18 protein-coding genes, 1 tRNA gene and 1 pseudogene are annotated in these 18448 nt (G+C 62.6%); 2 read left to right on the top strand and 18 right to left on the bottom strand.

All coding sequences use genetic code 11. The annotated features are described in order from the left end of the window. Positions 1–275: 275 nt before the first annotated feature. From LKG04_RS03505 to LKG04_RS03545, 9 genes are all read right to left on the bottom strand, one after another. Positions 276–512, bottom strand: a complete 237-nt coding sequence (locus LKG04_RS03505; protein WP_291760531.1) for a hypothetical protein — start codon at positions 510–512, stop codon at positions 276–278. Positions 513–765: 253 nt separating this feature from the next. Then, positions 766–1482, bottom strand: a complete 717-nt coding sequence (locus tag LKG04_RS03510; RefSeq protein ID WP_434734844.1) for a histidine phosphatase family protein — start codon at positions 1480–1482, stop codon at positions 766–768. 1 nt (position 1483) lies between these two features. Further along, positions 1484–1870: a ribosome silencing factor gene (gene rsfS / locus LKG04_RS03515; RefSeq protein WP_291760528.1), complete on the bottom strand. Its 387-nt coding sequence runs from the start codon at positions 1868–1870 to the stop codon at positions 1484–1486. A gap of 103 nt (positions 1871–1973) precedes the next feature. Continuing rightward, on the bottom strand, positions 1974–3365 hold the full coding sequence (gene glmU, locus LKG04_RS03520) for a bifunctional UDP-N-acetylglucosamine diphosphorylase/glucosamine-1-phosphate N-acetyltransferase GlmU (RefSeq protein ID WP_291760526.1): 1392 nt from the start codon (positions 3363–3365) through the stop codon (positions 1974–1976). 121 nt (positions 3366–3486) lie between these two features. Next, a tRNA-Gln gene (locus tag LKG04_RS03525) sits at positions 3487–3557 on the bottom strand. A gap of 112 nt (positions 3558–3669) precedes the next feature. Beyond that, entirely contained in the window at positions 3670–4689 is a 1020-nt protein-coding gene (locus tag LKG04_RS03530; protein ID WP_291760523.1) for a ribose-phosphate diphosphokinase, read from the bottom strand. A gap of 166 nt (positions 4690–4855) precedes the next feature. Beyond that, complete coding sequence (nadD, locus tag LKG04_RS03535) at positions 4856–5581, bottom strand: nicotinate-nucleotide adenylyltransferase (protein ID WP_291760521.1); 726 nt, start codon at positions 5579–5581, stop codon at positions 4856–4858. Continuing rightward, complete coding sequence (locus LKG04_RS03540; RefSeq protein WP_291760582.1) at positions 5578–6198, bottom strand: phosphoribosylglycinamide synthetase; 621 nt, start codon at positions 6196–6198, stop codon at positions 5578–5580. The genes nadD and LKG04_RS03540 overlap by 4 nt, the downstream gene beginning before the upstream one ends. A gap of 98 nt (positions 6199–6296) precedes the next feature. Then, entirely contained in the window at positions 6297–7613 is a 1317-nt protein-coding gene (locus tag LKG04_RS03545) for a glutamate-5-semialdehyde dehydrogenase (protein WP_291760518.1), read from the bottom strand. A gap of 273 nt (positions 7614–7886) precedes the next feature. Between LKG04_RS03545 and thrC the strand changes: the two genes are divergently transcribed. Next, positions 7887–9389 carry a threonine synthase gene (thrC, locus tag LKG04_RS03550; protein ID WP_291760515.1) on the top strand — a complete coding sequence of 501 codons (1503 nt, stop codon included), beginning with the start codon at positions 7887–7889 and terminating at the stop codon, positions 9387–9389. 340 nt (positions 9390–9729) lie between these two features. On the opposite strand, the gene LKG04_RS03555 is transcribed toward thrC, so the two are convergent. From LKG04_RS03555 to LKG04_RS03580, 6 genes and pseudogenes are all read right to left on the bottom strand, one after another. After that, positions 9730–10029 (bottom strand): hypothetical protein, encoded by a 300-nt coding sequence (locus LKG04_RS03555; RefSeq protein ID WP_291760514.1) that lies wholly within the window; start codon positions 10027–10029, stop codon positions 9730–9732. Further along, positions 10026–10640 (bottom strand): annotated as a pseudogene (locus LKG04_RS03560) (ATP-binding cassette domain-containing protein). The gene LKG04_RS03555 and the pseudogene LKG04_RS03560 overlap by 4 nt, the downstream one beginning before the upstream one ends. Next, positions 10627–11079 carry a GntR family transcriptional regulator gene (locus tag LKG04_RS03565; protein WP_291760580.1) on the bottom strand — a complete coding sequence of 151 codons (453 nt, stop codon included), beginning with the start codon at positions 11077–11079 and terminating at the stop codon, positions 10627–10629. The pseudogene LKG04_RS03560 and the gene LKG04_RS03565 overlap by 14 nt, the downstream one beginning before the upstream one ends. A 336-nt stretch (positions 11080–11415) precedes the next feature. Beyond that, entirely contained in the window at positions 11416–12105 is a 690-nt protein-coding gene (locus LKG04_RS03570; RefSeq protein WP_291760512.1) for an HAD family hydrolase, read from the bottom strand. Positions 12106–12214: 109 nt separating this feature from the next. Then, entirely contained in the window at positions 12215–14206 is a 1992-nt protein-coding gene (locus LKG04_RS03575) for a DNA repair protein RecN (protein WP_291760510.1), read from the bottom strand. Continuing rightward, a complete protein-coding gene (locus LKG04_RS03580; protein WP_291760506.1) occupies positions 14206–15135 on the bottom strand; it encodes an NAD kinase in 930 nt (309 codons plus the stop codon). Before LKG04_RS03580 ends, LKG04_RS03575 begins: the two co-directional genes overlap by 1 nt. A 281-nt stretch (positions 15136–15416) precedes the next feature. On the opposite strand from LKG04_RS03580, the gene LKG04_RS03585 reads away from it, so the two are divergent. Next, complete coding sequence (locus LKG04_RS03585; RefSeq protein WP_291760503.1) at positions 15417–16118, top strand: hypothetical protein; 702 nt, start codon at positions 15417–15419, stop codon at positions 16116–16118. On the opposite strand, the gene LKG04_RS03590 is transcribed toward LKG04_RS03585, so the two are convergent. From LKG04_RS03590 to LKG04_RS03600, 3 genes are read right to left on the bottom strand one after another with little or no spacing between them, the layout of a single operon-like run. Beyond that, positions 16073–16918: a TlyA family RNA methyltransferase gene (locus tag LKG04_RS03590; protein ID WP_291760500.1), complete on the bottom strand. Its 846-nt coding sequence runs from the start codon at positions 16916–16918 to the stop codon at positions 16073–16075. The two genes, LKG04_RS03585 and LKG04_RS03590, sit on opposite strands and share 46 nt — an antisense overlap. 55 nt (positions 16919–16973) lie before the next feature. Then, complete coding sequence (locus tag LKG04_RS03595; protein ID WP_291760498.1) at positions 16974–17171, bottom strand: hypothetical protein; 198 nt, start codon at positions 17169–17171, stop codon at positions 16974–16976. Further along, on the bottom strand, positions 17168–18256 hold the full coding sequence (locus LKG04_RS03600) for an HAD-IIA family hydrolase (protein WP_291760496.1): 1089 nt from the start codon (positions 18254–18256) through the stop codon (positions 17168–17170). The genes LKG04_RS03595 and LKG04_RS03600 overlap by 4 nt, the downstream gene beginning before the upstream one ends. Positions 18257–18448 lie beyond the last annotated feature (192 nt).

Consider the following 18448-nt stretch of genomic DNA (forward strand, 5'->3'; position numbering starts at 1 on the left):
AAGGCATGTCGCGACGAGGCTGAAAAACGTTATATCGCACGATTGTCCCCGCCCTGCACGACATAGGACATGTTCCAAGTCTCGTCCACGTCGTCATCGCGACTGCATCCAGTCGATTGCAAATCGATGCGCGGGTGCGCAGGCACGCCTGCCTACGGCCATGCGACCGGCATACGGGCATAGCTGAGGCGCCCCGGGATGTCCCGGGGCGCCTCAGCTGCATGACTGCCGGGCAGCACCCGGATAGCCATTGTTGTTACTGAACTGTATGACCCTTACTTGTCGACTTTGCGCGCGGCGTCCTTGACGTCGTTCTTCGCTTCCGTCGCATTTTTCTTGGTCTCGGCGCCGAGAACTTCCGCATTCGCCTTCACCTCATCCGAGGTGTCCGAAACCCTGTCCTTCACGTCATCGAATATGTCCGATGCCTTGTCCTTGAGATCCTTGGCAGAGTCGGCAACCTTGTCGCCCGCATCCTTCACGAAATCCTTTGCGTTATCAAATACTCCCATGATTCCTCCTTAGGTCAGAACGATATCTGTCAATCGCCCGCGCGCCCGCGCCGCTCACCGTCTCATTGGTCACGACACCGGCGCCAAGCCACACTATCCGGCTTCGCGACATAGTCCACAATAGAGGCTTCCCAGCGCTCGCATCGCATGCAGCAACGCTTATGCGCTCCAAGCGTACAGTGGTGAAGACCTTGTGCAAACGGGAATAATCAGCCTGTTGCGCACGTTTCCCCGGTTCCGCCGGACGGTTTCGTCAGCGCCGCGCAAGGTCGGGATGCTCCCATTGGCCCGTATCGGCGAGCGCCGGGCCATGATTGTAATCGATCAATCGCCAGCGCAGGCCGCCTTCAGGCTGCTCGAATGGCACCAGCCGCGCCCAGTGGGCGTTGCGCATCGAAACCATGCCAATGAAATTCGCATCGATCCTGTCCAGGCCGAGCATGGTCTGCAGCGTCTGCGCGATCCACGCGCCGTGCGAGAAAACGAATAGGTCGGTGCCGTCGCCCGCTCTGCCTGACCAATCGCGCAACGCCGCAGCGCCGCGCGCGCCAACATGCTGCTTGCTTTCCGCGCCATGCTTGAGCTCGCCGCCCGTCATCTGCGCCCAGGAATGGTAGTCCTCGGGAAAATCCTGCTGCAGCTCCTGCGCCGACATGCCCTCCCATTCGCCGAAGTTGCGTTCGCGCATGCGATCGTCGGTATGCACGTCAAGTCCGAGCGAATCGGCAAAGGCATGCGCGGTCTGGCGCGCCCGCCCCAGGTCCGAGCTCACGACGAGCTGGCGCGCGGCGCCCGGGCGCCGCGCTGCATAGAGGTTTTGCAATGCCTGAGCGGTCTGGCGCACCTGCCACTCGCCGACGTCGTCAAGCGCGATGTCGATCCACCCTTGGATGCGGCTTGCCGCGTTGTATGCGGTGCGGCCATGGCGTACCAGCGTGATCGAGCGGGCATGCGGTGCGGTCGGCATCATTTCATCCTTCGTCCGGCGTGCGCCGCGGCAGTTTGAGATCGATCTGCCGGCAGTCCTTCCACAGCCGCTCGAGGCCGTAGTACCGGCGAGCGTCCTCATGCATGATATGCACGATGAAATCGCCGTAATCGAGCAGCACCCATTGCGCCTCGGTCAGCCCTTCGCGCTCGCGCGGCTGCATGTGGTTCGCGTGCAGATACAGATCCTTCTCGATCTCCTGACCCACCCCCAGCACCTGTCGTTCGTTCGAAGCAGTGGCGATGAGCATGATTTCGGTGATGCCCAGCAGGTCGCTCACGTCGAAGGCGACGATATCCGTGGCCTTGACGCGGTCTGCGGCGGCTGCGGCGATGCGCACCGCGTCGATGGTATTGGCTTGCGCGCTCATAATCCTCTGTTCTTGGTTGTTCCGCCCATTACGGTTGGTTCGTTCGCCGTGTTTGCGGCATTCGTTACGTTCGCTGTACGTGTCATGTTCGCCGCCGCCTTGCTCACTGCTGCGTGCGCTCCCAGCGCGGCTTCCAGTCCTCGACGATATGCTGCGTGTTCTCCGAGTAGACCATCGCGCCGTCCGGCGTCTCGTGGCGCACGACCGAGCCCGCGCCCGTGGTCACGTCGTCACCCACCTCGACCGGCGCGACGAAGAGATTTCCTGCGCCTACGTGCACATGCGAGCCAATATGCGTGTGGTTCTTGTGCACCCCGTCATAGTTGGCGGTGATCGTGCCGCCGCCGATGTTCGTATGCTCGCCCAGATCGGCGTCGCCGACATAGCTCAGATGCGGCACCTTGGTGCCTTTGCCAATGTGCGCCTTCTTCATCTCGACATAGGCGCCGGCCTTCGTTCCCTCACCCAAGTCGTTGCCCGGACGCAGATACGTCCACGGGCCGATGTTCGCGTGCGCGCCGATATGCGATTCCTGCACGCGCGCACGTTCCACGATGGCGCCTTCGTCCACGCTCGCGTCGATCAGCGTCGTATACGGGCCGATGACGGCGTCAGCCCGAACCGTGCTGTGTCCCTGCAGGAAGCAGCCGGGCAGAATGGTCGTATCATGCTCCAACTTCACCTCGTCTTCGATCCATGTCGTCTCCGGGTCGAGGATCGTGACGCCGCGGCGCATCCAGTCTTCGCATACGCGGATGTTGTGCTGCTTAGCCAGCCGCGCCAGCTGCACGCGGTCGTTGACGCCTTCGACGCTCAATGGGTCGGCCGCCGCGTAGGCCCCGACCCGGCCGTGTCCGCGCGCGCCTTCCAAAGCATCCGTCAGGTAGAACTCCCCTTGCGCGTTGCTGTCGTCAAGCCCGGCGATGGACTGCCGCAGCGTTTCGGCTTCGAAGACGTAAACGGAAGTATTCACCTCATGCACGGCCAGTTCGCTGCGGTTCGCGTCCCTTTGCTCGACGATGCGCAGCACGCCGCCGTCGCTGCCCCGGATGACGCGGCCGTAGCCGGTCGGATCTTCGAGCGTGGTGGTGAGTACCGTGGCGTCATCGCCAGCAGATATGTGATAGTCGAGCAGTTGACCCAGCGTGCCCTCGTCAAGCAGCGGCATATCGCACGCGGTGACGAGCACCGGTCCACGCAACGGGCCGTGGGATTCGAGCTGGGACATCGCGCACTGCACCGCGCGGCCGGTGCCGGGAACCTCGTCCTGCACCACAATCTCGACATGCTCATTGTAGCCGCGTGCCGCCTGGGCCACGCGTTCGGCCTGGTGGCGCACGACGAGCGCCATGGTGTCCGGTTCAAGGCCTGCCACGGCGCCCATGACACGCTCAAGGAATGTGCGCCCGGCGAACTCATGAAGCACCTTGGGCCTGCGCGAATGCATGCGCACCCCTTCGCCAGCGGCGAGAATGATTGCGGCGGACAACGCCATATGCTCAGCTCTCCAATTCTTCGGTTTGTCAGTGTGCGCCTGCGACGGACAGATTTTCGCCCGGGTGCCGGGCCGCCGCACAGAGATGCGGCCCGGCCGAACCGGGCGCTGTTGCTACCTGTTCCCCCACCTGGATTCGAACCAAGACTAAGGGTTCCAAAGACCCGTGTGCTGCCATTACACCATGGGGGATCGGCAAAGCGAACCTTGCCAAGTGATTATTATGCCATACCCCGCGACCTAGGGCGTGGCGCGCACCGTTTCAGCGGTTGCGCCGCCGGCCGCCCGGCCGCCCGCATCGCCCTCACGCGAACAGGAAGCCTTGGCCGTGATGCTCGGGATACGTATCGAAGAGCTCGGCGACCGAGCCGTCCTCGAATACGGCGCGGATCGCGCTGGCCAGCAGCGGCGCGATGGAGAGCACCGTTAGCCCATCCCAGCGCTTGGCCGCCTCGATCGGCACGGTGTCGGTGACAACGACCTCGCGTGCGCCGCAATCCTTAAGCCGCTGGATGGCCGGCCCGGAGAATACCCCGTGCGTGGCGACGACCGTGACCGAGTTCGCGCCGGCCTCCTTGAGCACCTTGCAGGCACCGGCGATAGTGCCGGCAGTGTCGATCAGATCATCGACCAGCACACAGTCCCTGCCGTCCACATCGCCCACGATGCGGTTGGCCACGGCCCGGTTGGGCCGCGTGACGTCGCGGGTCTTGTGCACGAAGGCGAGCGGGCCGCCGCCCAAGCGGGCCGCCCATTGCTCGGCGACGCGGATGCGCCCGGCATCGGGCGAGACCACGGCCACATTGCCCAGGCGGTCGGCGAAACGGTCGCGGATATAATCGACCAGCACCGGCATAGCGACCAAGTGGTCGACCGGCCCGTCGAAGAACCCTTGGGACTGCGCGGCATGCAGGTCCACGCTCATGATGCGGTCGGCGCCGGCCGTTTTGAGCAGATCGAAGATCAGCCGGCAGGAGATCGGCTCACGGCCCAGATGCTTCTTGTCCTGGCGCGAATAGCCCAGCAGCGGGCACACGGCGGTGATGGAGCGGGCGGAGGCGCGCTTGAGCGCGTCGATCATGATGAGCTGCTCCATGATCGCCTTGTTCACCGGGTTGGCATGGCTCTGCAGCACGAACACGTCGGCTCCGCGAACCGATTCGGTGTAGCGCACGTACATCTCCCCGTTGGCGAAGTCGTAGGCTGTGGTCTCCAGCACATCGATGCCCAGCTGCCCGGCCACATCGGCGGCAAGCTTGGGATGCGCCCTTCCGGTGACGAGTATGAGATTCTTATCGGGCTTACCTGAGAGGATGGCGCTCACCGTATCTCCAAACGTTGTTCGCTGAAGTGGACTCGACCCATACTAACCGCGTCCGGCGACCTGAACGCCGCAATCCGCAGGGCTTGCGGCGTGCCGTCGGTCGGCTGCTTATGCATCCTGCTCGGCGCCTTGCCCCGCCCGCGCACGACGCCTGCCCTGTTCGCTTCTACGACTGATACAAGCCATGCTTGCCGATATATTGCACCACGCCGTCAGGCACGAGGTACCACACAGGCTCGCCGCGCCGGGCACGCCGGCGCACATCGGTCGATGAGATGGCCAGCGCGGGGATCTCCAGCGCATCGACTTTGCCTGCCGAGGGGACCAAAATGGCCTTGGGATTGGAATATCCGGGCCTAGTGACCGCGACGAAGCGGGCCAAGTCCCACATGTTGTTCGCATCCTTCCATTGCAGGATCTCGGCGACGGCGTCCGCCCCGGTGATGAAGAAAAGCTCGGCGTCAGGGTGTTCGTGCTGGATGTCACGCAGCGTATCGATGGTGTATGTGATGCCAGGCCGGTCGATATCGACGCGGGACACGGTGAAGCGCGGGTTGGCGGCGGTAGCGATCACGGTCATCAGGTAGCGGTCCTCCGCGTTGGTGACATGCTTGTCGATCTTGAAGACCGGCCGGCCGGTGGGCACGAAGATGACCTCGTCCAAGTCGTAGACCCAGGCCACCTCGGAAGCCGCGACCAAATGGCCGTTGTGGATAGGGTCGAAAGTGCCGCCCATGATGCCGATACGAGGCCGTGCGTGCCGGTTGCCCCGTAACGAGCGTCGGGTGCGACATGCGTTGTCGCCGCTGTCGCCCGGCATGTCTCCCGGCAGCGAAAGCTCCGCCATCTTGCGTTCAGCGGGCTGCGCCTCGGCCTGTGCGCCGGCGCTCATGCCGTATGCCCGTCTGCCGGATCGGCTGGCGTCGCGGAGGCATTGGCAATCATCCCTGCGCGAGCGCCATCGCCGCCGAGCATCTCCCCGCGATGCTCATCGGCATGTTCGGTCTGCTTTTCGATCGTTTCCAAACTGGGCTCGCCGTCCTGCGAATCAATCCTGCCCATGTCCTCGTCCCATTCCTCCTGCACGACCTTGCTGATCTCATCGAAGGTCGGCAACGGGAAGTCGGGCTGGAACATGCGGCGCACCTGCGCGACGCAATCAGTGATGTGCACCAGCGTGCCGCCCATGGCATCGACCTCGCCCTCGCGTTCCCGAGCGGTGAATTCGGCGATATGCCGCTCCATGATCGCCATGAGGTTCCTGACCACACCGAACTCGTGCCCTTCCAGATCACGGACTTCGGGAGAATCGTTGTCGGGCCAACCGATGAGCACGGCGTCCGCATACTCGAGCGCGGCCCGCTGCGCCGCCGAGGCGATGCCGTCCTCCACTTGCACGAGGAACACGTACCGTACGATGCTCAGACGCTCCGAAGCGATTTTCAGCCACAGCCGCTGGTCGTTCAGGTCGATGCCGCGCCCGACGGCAAGCCGTTCGGAACCGGTCATATTCGCCGCGTTGGCTGCGTTTGCCACATCAGTTGCATCCGTCATATCCGTTTTGGCCGCCTCCTTGGGCTTCTCGGGCTTATCGTTCGTCATCTCGCTCATGGCCGCACCTGCCCATTGCCGTATCCGATCCATTTGGTGGTCGTCATCTCCTGTAAGCCCATGGGCCCGCGCGCGTGCATTTTCTGCGTGGAGATGCCCAGCTCGGCGCCGAAGCCGAACACGCCGCCGTCGGTGAACCTCGTGGAGGCGTTGACCATGACCACCGCCGAATCAATGCGCGCCGTGAACTCCTCGACCGCGCCGTAATCCTCGGTGAGGATGGATTCCGTGTGCCCGGTCGAATGCGCGTTGATGTGAGAGATCGCCTCATCCAAGGAGTCCACGACCTTGACGCCCATGATAAGCGCCAGGTATTCCGTGTCCCAATCCTCGGCGCTCGCATGTTCCACATGCAGCTCCTGTACACCGCTGCGCGAGAGAATCCCGTAGGACCGCTCATCGGCACGCAGCGTTACTCCGGCCCGGGCGAACGCCTGAGCGGCAACCGGCAGGAACGCCTCGGCGACATCGCGGTGCACCAGCAGCTTCTCCGCTGAATTGCACACGCCGACGCGCTGCGTTTTCGCGTTGATGATGATGGGCACGGCCTTGTCCAGGTCGGCCGCGCGATCGACGTAGATATGCACGTTGCCAGCGCCGGTTTCGATGACCGGGACCTTGGATTGCTCCACCACCGCACGAATGAGACCGGCCCCCCCGCGCGGCACCAGCACATCGATATGCCCGCGCGCCTGCATCATCGCCGTGACGCCCATTCTGCCGAACTCGTCGACCGAAGCGATAAGCGCCGGATCAAAACCTTGCGATTGCAGCACTTCGCTGATCAGGTGCAGCGTTGCGGCATTCGTGTTTCGGGCGGCATGACCGCCGTGCAGCAGCACCGCATTGCCTGATTTGAGACAGAGCGACGCCACGTCGACCGTGACATTCGGACGGGCTTCGTAGATCATGCCCATCACGCCCATCGGCACGCGGATCTGATCGAGCCGCAAGCCATTGGGAAGCGTATAGCCCCGTACCGTCTGGCCCAACGGGTCGGGCAGCGTCGCCACATGACGCACACCCAACGCCGCAGCGCGAATGCGACTCGCATCGAAACGCAGCCGGTCAAGTCTGCCCTTATCCATGCCCGAATCGAATGCGGCCTGCATATCGAGCTCATTCGCGGCCGCGATCTGATCCGCATGCTCGTCCAACGCGTCCGCGAGCGCGAGGAGCAGCTCGTTCCTCGTTTCCCCGTTCGCGCGGCCGAGCTCCGCCTGAGCTCGCGCCGCAGCATCCGCCATCGCACAGACCTGTCCGAAGACATGCCCGTCAGATTCCGGGGCAGATCGTGAAATCTCGCTTGTCATACCCCACAGCGTACCGCACCACCACCCGATTGGATATTGTCGACGCATGACATTTTGACTGTTATGCGGCGTATTAGCAACATGCAGAACCCCAGAAATCCGCCATCCCGGGTTTCTTGACAACCGATACGACGAAAAACACGTCACTCAATGACCGAAAACGGCACACAACGACCCACACAAGGAAGTCGCAGGGCGGCGAGTCGATCACCCGGACCAGCGGCTTCGCTAGACTAGTGGGCGAAAACCGATCCCCAGTTGCAAGGATGAGACGTGAACACTTTTCACAGCACCCGCAGAGCCGATGACGCCCCCAGTGGACATGGGACGAGCGCAAAACAGGCCATCCGGCGCGGCTTGGCCGAGGACGGAGGCCTGTTCGTCACCGATGCGCTGGGCGAGCGGACGGTTGATGTTGCAGCGCTGGTCGGCAAGTCCTATCAGGAGATCGCCGCTGCAGTGCTCGGCGCGTTGCTCGACGACTTCGCCGAAGACGAACTCGCGCGGTGCATTGCCGAGGCTTACGGCCCGCAGTGGTCCGATCCGGCGATTACGCCGTTGAAGCCGCTGGGCGACGACTACGTGCTGGAGCTGTTCAACGGCCCCACCTGCGCCTTCAAGGACGTGGCCTTGCAGATTCTGCCGCGCTTCATGGCGCGGACCCTTCCGGCCGGCGGCGACGCCCAGGAGAAGATCATGATCCTGACCGCCACTTCGGGCGACACAGGCAAGGCGGCGCTCGCCGGATTCGCCGACGCCCCGGGAACCGGCATCACCGTGTTCTATCCCGAAGGCAAGGTCAGCGAGGTCCAGCGGCTGCAGATGACCACGCAGGCTGGCTCCAACGTCAATGTCTGCGCGGTGCGCGGCAATTTCGACGACGCGCAGAGCGCAGTCAAGGAGCTGTTCTCCGATACGGATCTGGCGCGGGAACTTGCCCAGCAGTACCACGTCGTGCTCTCCTCGGCGAATTCCATCAACGTCGGCCGGCTCGTACCGCAGGTCGTGTACTATTTCTCGGCCTACGTGCAGCTGGTCGAACGTGGCGCGATCGCACTTGGCGACGAAGTGGAATTCTGCGTGCCGACCGGCAACTTCGGCGATGTGCTCGCCGGGTATTATGCGAAGCTGCTGGGGCTGCCGGTGAGGCACCTCATCGTCGCCAGCGACAAAAACAACGTTCTCTTCGACTTCCTGACATCCGGGACCTACAACCGCAGGCGCAGTTTCTATCAGACCATCTCTCCCTCGATGGATATCCTCGTCTCCTCGAATCTCGAACGTATGCTCTACTACATGTCCGGCAAGGACCCGCGGCTGATCCAGATGCTGATGACCGATCTCAGGGACTGGGGTGCGTTCGAGGTGCCGGAGACGCTGCTGGCCAAGATCCGCATGCTCTTCGGCACTGGCTGGGCCGACGAGGACCAGGTGCGCGATGCGATCCGCGACTGCTGGGAGCGCAACCGCTATGTTATCGACCCGCACACCGCCTGCGGCTACTTCGTCATGCAGCGCATACCGCGTGACCCAGCCGTTCCTCGCGTGCTGCTGAGCACCGCCAGCCCGTACAAGTTCCCCCGCGTGGTCGACGAATCGCTTGGGCTTGATGCCTCCGGCAGCGACTTCGATTGCATGGGCACGCTTGCAGCGTCCACCGGCACCGTTGCGCCGAAATCCCTGCGCGAGCTGGAGCACGCCCGGCCCCGCTTCGACGGTGTCATCGGCATCGACGCCATGCGCGACGCCGTCAAGGATGCCGCCGCCAGACTGTGACATGGCTGCCATGGTGCTACTACGGCAATCTGGTAGTGTATCGACTTATCTGTGGCACCTGTTGAAGGTCGCGGAGGTATATCCCGCTTATTTGCGTCATCACATTCTCCTGACTCGATGGTCGGGTCGCCCTATATGGCGATTGCTGAGCTTTTATACTCAACGGCTGCCCGAAACGATGCCGCAAAGTAGGCGAGATGTATCTCTGCAAAGGTCAGCATCTGCCACAAATAGCGGAGATACGCCGCAGTAGCGGTATTCACAATTGATCGATGGCGCTGCGCGGCTTATGATCTGCAGCGCCATGGCATCATCATCTGCTCCATGCGTCCGGACGGTCTCACGGCTCTTTGCGCCGATAGCTGCGAGGCGAGATCAAGAGCGACGCCGCGACCACGATCGCAACGAACGCCACGGCGATGAGCACAGTCAACGGCGTCGAAACAAATATATGCGCGCCCAGCCATGCCGCGATCGCCGTGACCTGCTTTTTGAAGAGCAGCGCAAGCGCACACAGGACGAACACCACCAGCGGCAGCCCGAAGGCCGGAATCAGCACAGCCATGAGCAGCATGGAGAGCATGCCGCCTGCAGTCATTCGCAATCCATCCAGCCGCACGGCTTTGGCAATAGCGTTCATCGCTCTTCCTCCTTCGTGTTGGTGAGCCTGACGATGTCATCGATCGACACCGGTTCGAGCGCCGGATTCGTGTCATCGGACTGCAGTTTCTTCGCGGCAGACGTGTGCATCAGCGCATCGAAGCCCGTCGTATAACGGTGGATACCCAATGCCCGGCCCGCGATGGCATCGAGTTGCTCCGGGCCGCCTTTGACCAGGCGGAAGGAGTCTTCGAACTCATCCTTGAGGCCGCTGTAGTGCAGCCGCCCGCCGGCGATATAGGTGATGAAATCGGCGGCGTGTTCGAGGTCGTCGGTAATATGCGTGCTGAAGAGCACGCTGCACGCCTCGTCCTCGATGTACTATCCATCAGCCCGTCCCATCCGAGCACATCCAAACCGCTCGTCGGCTCGTCGAGGATGAGCGATTTCGCGTCGCGGTGAATCATGTTGAGAATGAGTTTGATAAGCGTCGATTTGCCTGCGCCGTTCGGCCCTATCAGCCCCATAATGTATCCGGCGGGCAGGTCGAAGGTCACATCCTTCCAGTGTGAAGTCCGAGCCGTAGCGTTTCGTGGCGCCGTCGACGCTCAGAGCGAGCGGAACCGAACCCTGCAGCTTATCGACCGTCACGCGCGTTCCTTTTTTCTTCGCTTGCCTGGGTGTCAGCCGATGACGCCCCGCCGCCATATGGCGTTGGTTCGTCGCGGTAGGCCGCTTCAAGCATGTCGAGCAAGCCAAGCAGCGGCACGTCCGCGGCCTTGGCGGCCATGCTGACCTGCAGCAGGCTGTCGGCAATGCGCTGCGACAGCTGCTCGCGCATCACCTCGTTGCCTCGCTGCAGAACGAATGTGCCTTTGCCTTGGACATTGCGCACCACGCCCTCGTCCGCCAGCTCGTTGTATGCCCGGGTGACGGTGAGCACGGAGATGCGCAGCTCCTTGGCGAGCTTGCGCAGGGAAGGCAAAGTCTCCCCCGGCGCCAGTTCGCCCGAGAGAACGGCGGCCCGTATCTGCTGTTTGATCTGCTCGTAAATCGGTTTGCCGGACACGGATGAGATGATCAGTTTCATCATGCCTTTTCTGTCGTTCTGCTGGATGCAACAACTCTGCATTACTGTTATGCTGCTTTGTATAACAATATAACAGTTATCACAACTGTGCAAGTTAATAATATAACAGTTGCTGAAGGCTGGAGCGCGACCATAGCCACGCATATGCATCGCCGGCGCGCTCCATGCGCACCATGCCTTCCGGACTATTGCGTCGTGCGCGCCGATACCCGCGTCCACTGGCGTCGGCCTCCCTGCGATCCCTGCGTTTGCGCCGTTTGAATGCGATTGGCCTCAATATGCCGCGCCTCGTTGCGCGCACTACGCGAATTGCGGCAGCACAATGCGCGCGTACGCCTACAGCGCCGCCGGCGCGTTGGCGAAGTCGAAGAGCACGCCGTCGGCCTCCTCACAGATCGCGTCCCAATCTACATTCGATGAGTCGTCATGCATCGCCCATGCCTTCATGCCTGCGGATTTGGCCGAACGCACGCCGGCCAGCAGATCTTCGAACACCGTGCAATCGGCCGGCTCGACGCCGAGTTTGCGGGCGGCGAGCAGATACACGTCCGGGCTGTCTTTGCCCGCGCTTCCCGCCTCGTCGGTGCTGCAGACCACGTCGAAGTATTGCGCTATGCCCACATGCGCCATCGCCGGTTCGCGCAGCTGCGCGTTCAACGAGGTCGCCACGGCGAGCTTGGCCCCGGATTCCTTGAGCGCACGCAGATACTGCGCCGCGCATGGCTTGGCCTCCACGACGCTGGAATAGGCGCTCTGCGCCATTATATTCCATTCGTCCATGAGCGCCTGCGGGCTCTCATGCAGGCCGAACCGGGCGATCGTGTATTCGGCGATCTGCGTGATCTGCATCGCGGCCACTTTGCCCGCATAATCGGCTGGAACCGCGAACCCACGCCGGTTGAGGAAATCAGTGTCGATCTGATCCCACACGCCCATTGAATCAAGCAGCGTGCCGTCAAGATCGAAGATAGCGCCTTTGCCGGCATTGATCTTGATCTTCACATCGGATTGGGCAAGCTTGGACATGTTCTCTCCCTCATCCCCCTCATTAGCAGCACCTCGTCAATGCGCAGCGGCCTCGTTTTCGCCACACCAAGGGCACCCGCCGCCGCAGCCGTGTTGTGCGCATTACGCGTCACACTGCGCTTGCGGCGAGGAGTTCGCGGGCGTGGTCGAGGGAGGTGTGCGATTCGCTGCCAGAGAGCATGCGGGCGATCTCGCGGATGCGTTCCTCGCCACGCACCTCACGCACGCCGGTCGAAATAGTGGGTGTTGAATCGGCTGTCTTTTCAGCGGAATTAATGGCTGCGCCTTTGTCTGCCTCATCAATTGTGCTGGATTTGTTAGCAGCGTCGGTTCCGCCAATCTCGCCGTTCCTGCCGTCCCTGTCGGACGACTTGCTTACGACGAATTGCGCGTCGGCCCATGAGGCGACTTGCGCCAGATGGGTGACGACAATGACCTGCGCATGCCTGGCCAAGAGCGCCAGTCGACGGCCCAGTTCGACCGCGGCCTTACCGCCGACGCCCGCGTCCACTTCATCGAAGATGAAGGTCATATCAGCATTGGCGTCGGCACCGCTCTCATCGTCTCCGGCTCCGTCAATTCCATCCTCGACGCCCCCGCTTTTACCACTATGCCTGTCTGCTGCGGACAACTCAAGCGCCAGCATGAGCCGGCTCAATTCACCGCCCGACGCGCTAGTGCCCATCGGCAGCTGCGGGGAACCAGGGAACGGGGTGAACAGGAATTCGATGTCGTCGAAGCCATGGGCGTCCAGCGCCCCGGTATCGCCTGGGCAGGCCTCGTCGAAACCACGGTCATTCGAAGCGTTGCCAGCCGAACCGTTCCGCACTGTCGAACCGTTATTGCCGTTCGCACCGCCTTTTGTGGCTACGGTTTTCGCACGCTGCGTGACGCGAATGTCGAGTTTCGCGCCCGACATCGCCAGTGATGAGAGTTCGCCATTCACCGCCTTCGAAAGCTCCTTGGCCGCGGCGATCCGCGACCGGCTGAGTACACCGGCCGCCTGCAACGCCTGACTGTACGCCTCACGGCGCTGGGCACGGAGCTCTTCGAGCTTCTGCGGCGAATCGTCGAGATCCTCCATATCGCGCATCGCCTGATCGCGCCATGCGATGACGTCCTGCAAGCTCGGCCCCCAGCGCCGCGTCAGCTCGCCGAGCTCGTGAATCCTTGCGTTGAGCGAATCAAGGCTGTCCACGTTCTCTTCCGGGCCAAGCTGGCTGGACAGCGAGAAGACGATATCGGCCAGATCGGCGTTCAACGCCTCGAGCCGATCCGCAATCTGCGTGAACAGTCCCGGCACATGGATCGAACGCAGCGCCTGAGCCGACTGCGAAATCAGGGCGGCCGCGCCCGTCCCGTCAGCATCCACATCGATTTGCGAGGCATCCAAGGCCGCTAAGGCCTGGCTCACGCCGCGCGCGATATCGGCGGCGTGCTCGATGCGCGAACGCCGTTCCTTGAGCTCGTCGTCCTCGCCGGGATGCGGATCCACTTCGTTGATGCGGTCGACCGATTCGCGTAGATAGTCGGCGTGCTGGCGCATCGAAGCCTCCTGATTGCCCAGCGTACGCAAACGTTCATCCATGCTCTGCAACGACTCCCATGCCTTGCGATACATGCCGAACGCCGCATCATCAGCGGCGACCATGTCAAGGAATTCACGCTGGCGGGAGACGGAAGCCAGCCGAAGCTGGTCGGCCTGGCCGTGAATGGTGACCAGTTGGGCGGCGAGCTCGACGAGCACGGAACGCGGCACGCTATGGCCCGACAGCACGGCGCGCGACCTGCCCGAGCTGGGCACGGCGCGAGAGAGGAACAGTTCGTTGTCGTCCTGCGACGGCGTGATGCCTGCATCTTGGGCGACACGCGCAGCCGCGCCGGGTGGCAGCACTGCGAACACGCCTTGGACCCACACGCCGCCTGCCCCGCCCGAGACCTGCGCGGCATCGGCCTTGCCGCCCGATATCAGCCGTATGGCATTGAGCAGCATGGATTTGCCCGCACCGGTCTCGCCGGTAATCGCAGTCATGCCGGCGGAAAGGGAAAGACACGCATGACGAATGGGACCGAGATTATTAATCTCCAGCTCGCTGAGCATTACGACGCATCCCCCTCATGACGTTCGCCCGAAGCGTACCCAAGCGTTTCGCTGTGGTCTCGCTCGCGCCAGCCGACCACCGGAAGATCGAATTTCGAAACAAGCCGATTGGTGAATGGAACACCTGACAATCGCGCCAAGTGCAATGTGTCGCGCGACTCGCGCACCTCGATGCGAGTGCCGCGCGGCAGCTCGCGCTGGCGGCGCCCATCGCAGCAGATCCAGCCTGCCGACGAGGAATCCTCCATGATGTCCACGGTGAATGTGGATCCCGAGCCGATGATGAGCGGCCGTGCGAAGAGGGCATGCGCGGCGATCGGCACCAGCTGCAGCGCTTTGACGTTCGGCCATATCACCGGGCCTCCGGCCGAGAATGCGTAGGCCGTCGAACCGGTAGGCGTCGAGACGATGATGCCATCACAGCTGAAGGAGTTCATCGCCACGCCGTCCACTTGGATGGCCAAGCCGATCATCTTGCCACGGTCCGCCGTGCCCAGCGTGATGTCGTTGAGCGCCCAGTCGTGGATCGGCTCCTTTGCCCCCGGCAGCCACACGTCGGCGTGGGCGACCATGCGTTCGTCGATGGAATAATCATGATCGGCGACCCGCTGGATGGCTTCACTCATCTGGAAGCTCTCGAATTCGGCCAGAAAACCGACATGTCCCAGATTCACGCCGAGAATCGGCACATCGGTGCAGTAGATCAGTTCGGCGGCGCGCAGAATAGTGCCATCGCCCCCCAGCACCAGGACGATCTCCGTGTCCGGATCCACAGCCTTGGTCGGCGTGCCGAACACCGGCGCCTCGGCATTGTCCACGACGGTGACAGTGAAACCCGCATGATTGAGCTGCCCGATCGCGGCGGATACCACCCCGCGCCTTCGCAGGGCAGGATGGGTGACGATTACCGCATGCCGGCCTTCGACCATGGCTGAGCCTCATTTCTCATTCGACAACGTCCACCGTCTCCCTATCCTAACCGAACCAGCGCCCGTAGCTCTGCGAGGAAATCAACAATGAATCTCAGCACACGAAAACGTCATTTGCCCAAGCTGACAGGTAATAACGAGAGATGCGCGAATTGAATACCCGCACATGTTCTTGCAGTTTCCTGCATATAGCATCGTGCGGAGCGCGAAAAACCGCTATGCATGGAACATAGTAGCCTGCCGGGCTGATGCGACGCTGGCGCACGGGGAAGGAGGCGCTGATGAAAGCGATGAATCTCACTTCATTCGGCGGGTTCATCCGCGCCGGGAACTACGGCCATCTCGCGCTCAATGGTCCTCATACCTTGGAACGCGGCGTACGCTTCGAACAACTGACAATCAACGGCCGCGTGCGTGCATCCGGATACCGCGGCAGGCATGTCGTCGTCTCCTCGGGCCATCTCGTAAGCGATGGCGATATGACGGTGCAGCGCATTTCCGGACATGGTCGTATGCAGCTGCGCGGACGGCTGGAGTGCGCGGCGATGGAGTTCATCGGCGAACTCGAAATCTCCCGGCCTTTGATATGCACAGGACAGCTCAGCGTATATGGCTCGTTGACCAGCACCAGCCAGATCACGGCGCAATCGTTCACCATGTACGGCGTGTTGGAGGCTTTGGAACTGCATGCGCGCGAAGCGCTTATCGAGCCGTTCGAAACCAAGCTGGCAACCCGCTTGGGCATGACCGATTATCGCGCAAGAAGCCACGTGAAAACCATCCATGCCGGAACGCTGACCGCGCGGCGGCTCAATTGCGCGACGCTGAACGTCGACTCGGCCACGTTGCGCGACGGATGCGCAGTGGAACACGCCGAATTCATCGATGAGCTCGCCGTCGACCAATCCTCATCCGTGATGATGCTCGGCAAACCCGTTCAGGTCGTCAGCCGTGACGGTGCGTTCCGGCTGAGGCAGGCATAGAGCAGGTACTCGATATTGCCGGCCGACCCTTCGATCGGGCTGACGCAGTGTGACCGGATATCAAAACCCTGCATCCGCGCGCAATCCATCACTGTGTGCAGAGCCCGTTCGCGCAACACCGGATCTTCGACGACGCCGTTCTTTCCCAACCGTCCTTTGCCGACTTCGAACTGCGGCTTGACCAGCAGCACCACATGGGCGCCTGGCGCGGCCAGCTGGGCGATAACCGGTATGACATACGTCAAAGAGACGAACGACACGTCGGCGACGATCAGCTGTGGCGCGACCGGCAGATCATCGGGCAAGACATCGCGTATATTGACGCCGCTCATCTCGATGATGCGCGGATCGGCGGCGATGCGTGCATCGAGCTGGCCGTGGCCCACGTCAAGGGCGATGACTTTGTCTGCACCCCGGCGCAACAGCACATCGCAGAAGCCGCCTGTCGACGCGCCGATATCGAGGCAGTGCAAGCCGCGTGGGGACGGCAGACCGGACGAGGCGAAGGCATGGAAGGCACCGACCAGCTTGTAAGCGCCACGCGAGACATAGTCCTCACCCTTATCGACGCGCAATGCATCGCCGGCCCCCACTGGAGCGGATGCTTTGTGCGCCATCACGCCGTTGACGAGCACATGGCCCTCACGGATCAAAGCCTGCGCTTTGGTGCGGGTTCTGATCAGCCCGCGTGCCACGAGCGCGAGATCCAGCCGAAGCGGCTGCGCGGCCGCATTGCCTGCGCTGCCTGTCGCACCGTGATGACCGTCGGGATGCAGGACGAATCGGCTGCCCGTGCTCATATCGGAATGGCCATCCGGATGTATCTCGATGCTGCTGGCCTGCTGCGGACTGCGGCTAGCCACGGCTGCTGTCCAACTCACGTTGCAGCTGGGCGAGAATGCCGGAGTATGTGGCTATGCGGTCCTCGTCTGCAGCCCCGTCCTGTTCGGCTAGTTTCGGATAGCGTCGCAGGATGTCATCGCCGGATTCAGATCGAGGATCATGCGGCTCGCGGGAACTGTTGCTGTTCGCATCGCATGTGGCGTCACTCATTGTGGGTCGGCTCCCCCGACGGCACAATCAGGAAGCGTGATGTCTGCGATATCTTCGCCGCAGTCGGCGTATTCCCATGCCAGGCAGCAGGCGGCGCGCAACGCGTTGATATCGCTGCTGTCGCTGACGTGCAACGCACCGTCTTCGATCCATGCCCGCGCCGCGCCGACCGTCGCCTCGGCCGCACCACGATCGGTAGCACCACAGCTCCATGAGCCGTCGTCGTTTCTGAGCGGCTCGGGCTGGGCCTCATTCAGGCCACGCAGGTCCGGGACGATATACGTCGGCCGCAAATGCGCCGGGGCGCTCATCAGCTCATGCGGGTTGGTGACCCCGGTGAGCACGGCCAGCGAATCGTAGCCGCCGCGGTTTCCCGCTTCGATATCGGTATCAAGACGGTCGCCGATGGCCAGGCAGGCCCGCTTCGCCACAGGGTCGCTGCCGTCCCGGGCAGCCAGCAGCCTCGCCTCGTCATACATCGCCGATTCTGGCTTGCCCGCCGAAGCGACCGGCTCGACGCCGGTAGCGGCGATAACGGCCTGGATGAGTGACCCGCAGCCTGGGGCTATGCCCAATTCGCGCGGTATCGTCAGGTCACGATTCGTGACGAAATACGTCGCCCCGCGTTCGACGGCAAACGACGCCTCGGCCAGCTCATGCCACGCCAGATCGGGGTACCAGCCTTGGATCACCGCCTGCGGATCGTCCTGCGCTCCTTCGACTATGTGCAGGCCAGCTTTGCGGACTTCTTCGCGCAAATGCTCGGCACCCAGCACCAGAACATCTGAGCCCTCATCCACATGGCGGGCGACCATGCGAGCGGCCACGACGGCGGAGGTGATGATCTGCCACGGTTCGACGTCGAGCGCGAAGCCGCGCAGCTGTTCGGCGACGACATGCTGAAAACGCGAGGAATTGTTGGTCGTATATTCCACCGTCATCCCGATGCGCTCAGCTGCACGGATCGAATCGGCGGCGTGCTCGATAGGGTTCTTGCCCCGATACACCACGCCGTCCAGATCAAGCAATGCCAGCTGATACGCCCTGCTCAACGCCTGCTCTGACCCTTGTAGAAAACGCGTCATGACCTCGTCCTCTTCCTTCCCCCCTACCGCCAGTTTCCTGACCGCCTTATTCTTCGGACCCGCCGTCGGCCGTCTCCGGCGCGAGTCCGCTCTGGAGAGCCGCCGGGTCAACGGCCGCATCCACGCCTGCGCCAGCTTCCTGCGCGGGCAGTTCCTGCTCGTCGTCGCCTTCGGCATTGCCAGCCTCGCCGT

It is taken from the genome of Bifidobacterium sp., assembly GCF_022640935.1.
Classification (GTDB): Bacteria; Actinomycetota; Actinomycetes; order Actinomycetales; family Bifidobacteriaceae; genus Bifidobacterium.